This window comes from Noviherbaspirillum sp. (assembly GCF_035944575.1).
Taxonomy (GTDB): Bacteria; Pseudomonadota; Gammaproteobacteria; order Burkholderiales; family Burkholderiaceae_D; genus Noviherbaspirillum.
Window position 1 is genome coordinate 1 of record NZ_DASZBA010000166.1, and the last position, 3,970, is coordinate 3,970.

6 protein-coding genes are annotated in these 3,970 nt (G+C 57.2%); 4 read left to right on the top strand and 2 right to left on the bottom strand.

The genetic code is table 11. The annotated features are described in order from the left end of the window. Nucleotides 1–147 precede the first annotated feature (147 nt). Both VGU61_RS11875 and VGU61_RS11880 read right to left on the bottom strand, forming a co-directional pair. A complete protein-coding gene (locus VGU61_RS11875; RefSeq protein ID WP_326859337.1) occupies nt 148–567 on the bottom strand; it encodes a thioredoxin family protein in 420 nt (139 codons plus the stop codon). Between the two features lie 104 nt (nt 568–671). Next, nucleotides 672–866, bottom strand: coding sequence for a YjfB family protein (locus VGU61_RS11880; RefSeq protein ID WP_326859338.1), 195 nt, complete (start codon nt 864–866; stop codon nt 672–674). A gap of 78 nt (nt 867–944) precedes the next feature. Between VGU61_RS11880 and tsaB the strand changes: the two genes are divergently transcribed. Genes tsaB through VGU61_RS11900 form a run of 4 tightly spaced genes read left to right on the top strand, consistent with a single transcriptional unit; the run spans nt 945 to nt 3,856 of the window. Beyond that, nucleotides 945–1,634 (top strand): tRNA (adenosine(37)-N6)-threonylcarbamoyltransferase complex dimerization subunit type 1 TsaB, encoded by a 690-nt coding sequence (gene tsaB, locus VGU61_RS11885; protein WP_326859339.1) that lies wholly within the window; start codon nt 945–947, stop codon nt 1,632–1,634. Continuing rightward, nucleotides 1,631–2,116 carry a ribosomal protein S18-alanine N-acetyltransferase gene (gene rimI, locus VGU61_RS11890; RefSeq protein WP_326859340.1) on the top strand — a complete coding sequence of 162 codons (486 nt, stop codon included), beginning with the start codon at nt 1,631–1,633 and terminating at the stop codon, nt 2,114–2,116. Before tsaB ends, rimI begins: the two co-directional genes overlap by 4 nt. Beyond that, nucleotides 2,113–2,913 (top strand): uracil-DNA glycosylase, encoded by an 801-nt coding sequence (locus tag VGU61_RS11895; protein ID WP_326859341.1) that lies wholly within the window; start codon nt 2,113–2,115, stop codon nt 2,911–2,913. The genes rimI and VGU61_RS11895 overlap by 4 nt, the downstream gene beginning before the upstream one ends. Before the next feature lie 58 nt (nt 2,914–2,971). Beyond that, nucleotides 2,972–3,856, top strand: a complete 885-nt coding sequence (locus VGU61_RS11900) for a DUF1853 family protein (protein ID WP_326859342.1) — start codon at nt 2,972–2,974, stop codon at nt 3,854–3,856. Nucleotides 3,857–3,970: the final 114 nt, after the last annotated feature.

Sequence of the window (3,970 nt, forward strand, 5' to 3'; positions counted from 1 at the left end):
GCCGTGGCGAATGCGGTGTTCGCGCTGACCGGAACACGCTTGAGGAACTTGCCGCTCCGCCTTGCTACCGGACCCGCCGCCGCATGATCAAGGCCGATTGGGTGGACATGCCGCACCCAGCCGAACCGGTGGACGATTCGCCGCTTATTATGCTTCTTGAAGCCTGATCCGCAAGTTGCAGATTTGCTGACTGGCAGCCGATTCATCCGTGGCGACGTTTAGCATATCGTCGGTCTTTTCGGCCTGCGCGCGAATGAGCCGGTCGGCCAGTTTCACGTCCGGCAGCACCGTGCCGAAAAATGCGACATGATCCCCGCGCTGGATAAGCAGCGTCGGAAAATTTTCCACGTCGAGATCGCCGATAAAGTCGGCCTGATCCTCGATATCGATCCAGACAAAACGCTTGTCCGGATGCTGTGCGACCAATTGATCGAAACCGCTTCGGTAGCCGCAGCAGGTATCGCACCATGCGGCGCACAGACAGGCGATAATCCAGTCGCCTTGATCCAGCCATTGGGCGAGTTGCGCGCGATTGCTATTGTCTAGAGTGAAGCTGGAAGCCGCCATGACCTTGATTCGGGATGAAGGAAGGAAAGACGCTCATTGTAAGGGATGCCGGCTGCGACCGCTCACGGAGATCAGGTTGTACGTGCTCTTGCAATTGCAGAAAGCTAGGCTGTGGTATCGATATTTCGGCCGAGATGTGGCGGCAGGTTGGGCGTCGGCGCCGGCAATGCCTGTACCAGGGCAAGGGCGTTCGTTTCCTGAATTTCCATTGCCTTTTTAGCCACCGCGATACCGATTGCCTGGTTGGTGGTCGTGGATGCAATGGTTGTCGCCAGCGCTGCGATATTTCCTGTTTCCATTCTTTTACTCCCTAGTCGTATCCCTGTTTACGGCATTCTTGCAAGCTTCTTTAATTACATGGCGCGGTAAAATATCGTATGCCTACTATTCTTGCCATTGAAACATCCTCTGAACTTGCATCCGTCGCATTACTGCGCGATGGAAAGTTGATTTGCCAGGAGGCGTCGGGCCCGCAGACCCACTCTCAGACATTGCTGCCCATGGTGCAGCAATTGCTTGCGGAATCCGGCATTGGACTCGCCGGGTGCGACGCGATCGCTTTCGGGTCGGGTCCGGGGTCGTTTACCGGTGTGCGCACTGCCTGCGGCGTTGCGCAGGGATTGGCTTTTGGTGCCGACCTTCCGGTGATTCCGATTGTTACTCTGTCAGCGATGGCGCAGGCCTGCCGTGACAGGGCTGGTGTATCCGACGTGGTGACTGTATTGGATGCGCGAATGAACGAGGTGTATTGGGCTCAATATCGCCATAGTGGTCGCGAGTGGCAAATCGTAACAGCGCCGACGCTTTCGATGGCCGCCGATGTGGTTCCGGCCGGCGACGCGATTGCCTGCGGAAACGGCCTGACTGCCTATGCATCGCAACTCGGGCATCTGCGTCGGGATGCCGGATGTTTCGAGGTGATGCCGCATGCCGGCCCTGTTGCAGCGCTTGCGCAAATCGAGTTTGAAAAAGGCATACTGATTCATGCCCGCGACGCCAGGCCTTTATATTTGCGCAACAAGGTGGCGCTTACCACCGAGGAGCGCCGCGCGAAGGTGGTGGCATGAGTGCGGTGCACTGGGCGTCTGCCGATCCGGCATCATTGTTTCAGTTCGCGCGCATGCGGGTAAGCGATCTGGACGAGCTTCTGGTAATTGAGAATGCGGCGTACTCGCACCCGTGGACGCGCGGCAATTTTCTGGATTCTCTGTACAACGGCTACGAAACCTGGGTGTTGCGCGACGGTTGCGGCAAACTCGCCGGCTATTTTTTGCTGATGCTCGCGGTTGAAGAGGCGCATTTATTGAACATCACCGTGCGGCGGGACTTGTATGGCAACGGTGTCGGCAGGATGCAACTCGACAAAGCCGCCGAAATTTCCCGCGACAACGGCATGACATCGATATTGCTTGAAGTGCGTCCCTCGAACCCGCGTGCACTGGCAGTGTATGCACGTTACGGATTCATCCAGATAGGGCGTCGAAAGGGATATTATCCGGCAGCAAACGGTGGGCGGGAAGACGCTATTGTAATGAGGTTCATGCTATGACGAATGATCAGCGCCGTAGTGCCTATCTCGAAGAAATCGGCATCGGACCGGTATGGAAGCGCCGCTCGGTGCAGATCGAGGCTGTGCCTGAACCCAAGCCCAGGCCCGAACATATTGTCGAGCAGCCTGTGGCTGCGCCGGCGCCACACGACGATCTTCTTTTCGAGCCGGCAATGCCCGAGATGGAAACGCATGGTTCAAGCAACTATGACCCGGCGGTCATCGCCCGAATGGACTGGGCGACACTCAAGGAAACCGTTTCAGGCTGCACCAAATGCGATCTCTGCCGCAACCGTACGCACACGGTCTTCGGCGTCGGTGACGAAAAAGCAAAATGGCTCTTCGTCGGCGAAGGGCCGGGACGAAACGAGGATTTGCGGGGCGAGCCGTTTGTCGGTCAGGCGGGAAAACTGCTCGATAACATGCTACTTGCGCTCGGACTCAAGCGCGGCGACAACGCCTACATCGCGAATATCGTCAAATGCCGGCCGACCGATGCCGCCGGCAAGGACCGACCACCCACCGCGGAAGAATCGGCAGCCTGCATACCGTATCTTCAACGCCAAATCAGCCTGATTCAGCCATCCATCATCGTGGCGCTCGGCAAGACGGCCGCCTTGTCCCTGCTGAATCTCCGCCCGGACACGCCAGTATCCAAGCTGCGGGGCACCGTGCACACCTATGCCGATCTCCCCTTGGTGGTCACTTATCATCCGGCTTACCTGTTGCGCAGTTTGACTGATAAGAAAAAGGCCTGGGACGATCTGTGCCTTGCGATGGCGACGTATGGCCGGTGATGCAACGACATTTCAGTCGTATTTTCATTGTCGCTGGAGACACCTGAACGACCCGCACGTGCGGGCATTGGCATGGTTGCTGGATGCGCCAAACCTGCTCGACCCGGAGGCGCCGCAATGGCAAGGGAAGATTGCATCCCTGCACGAACCGACACCGGCCACGATCATTTGGCTCAATACGCTGGATAAGCAGCCGCAATCACTGCATGCCTATCTCGGCGATCAGCCGATGAACCGTCTTGGCCGATATGCAGAAAAGCTGATGGCATTTTTCTTTGCGTTCAATGGGACGCTTGCCGCACATGGCTTGCAAGTTCAAAACGGCAAAAATGCCACAATCGGAGAGTTTGATTTTCTGTTGAAACAGGGGAATAGCCTGCTTCATTGGGAGTTCGCGACCAAGTTCTATCTGCTCGAGTCGGACGGAGCGGATGACCTACCGGATCATTTCGTCGGTCCGAATCTCGCCGATACGCTGGGCGCGAAAATGCGCAAAATCATGGATCAGCAACTTGCGTTGTCGCTGCATCCGGCGGCGTCCGCGTATTTGCCGCAACCTGTTGCAGCGGCTCAGGCATTGGTTAAGGGGTGGCTTTTCTACTACGGCGGTACACCGTGGAGCGCTGCTGCGATGCCGCCGCCTTGCCGTGGATTCTGGCTGCCTGCAGCTGAATTCAGGAAGCTGAAAGCAGACGGATTCGTAATTCTTTCGCGCTTACGCTGGCTGGCTCCGGCGAGCGCTACGCCAGACCAATGCATGTCCAGCGAAACGCTTGAGAATTTTTTGAAGGATCATTTCATCCGGGACGATATGCCCGTGATGATCGCATTGATGCATGCGGACGATGGCCGGTTCGAAGAGTCCGATCGTGGGTTTATCGTGCCCGATGGCTGGCGCGATCGGGCGGGTGAACGCATCAGCCGCATGATAGCGGCCGTGTAGTCATTCAATGCTTGTGTTCGCCGATCAGATGGAGTGAGTCGTATTCCCGCTGGTTGGCAGCGTGCCGGCGCATCACCAGCAACATGGTGCCGGAAACAAACGAGCCGAACAGGA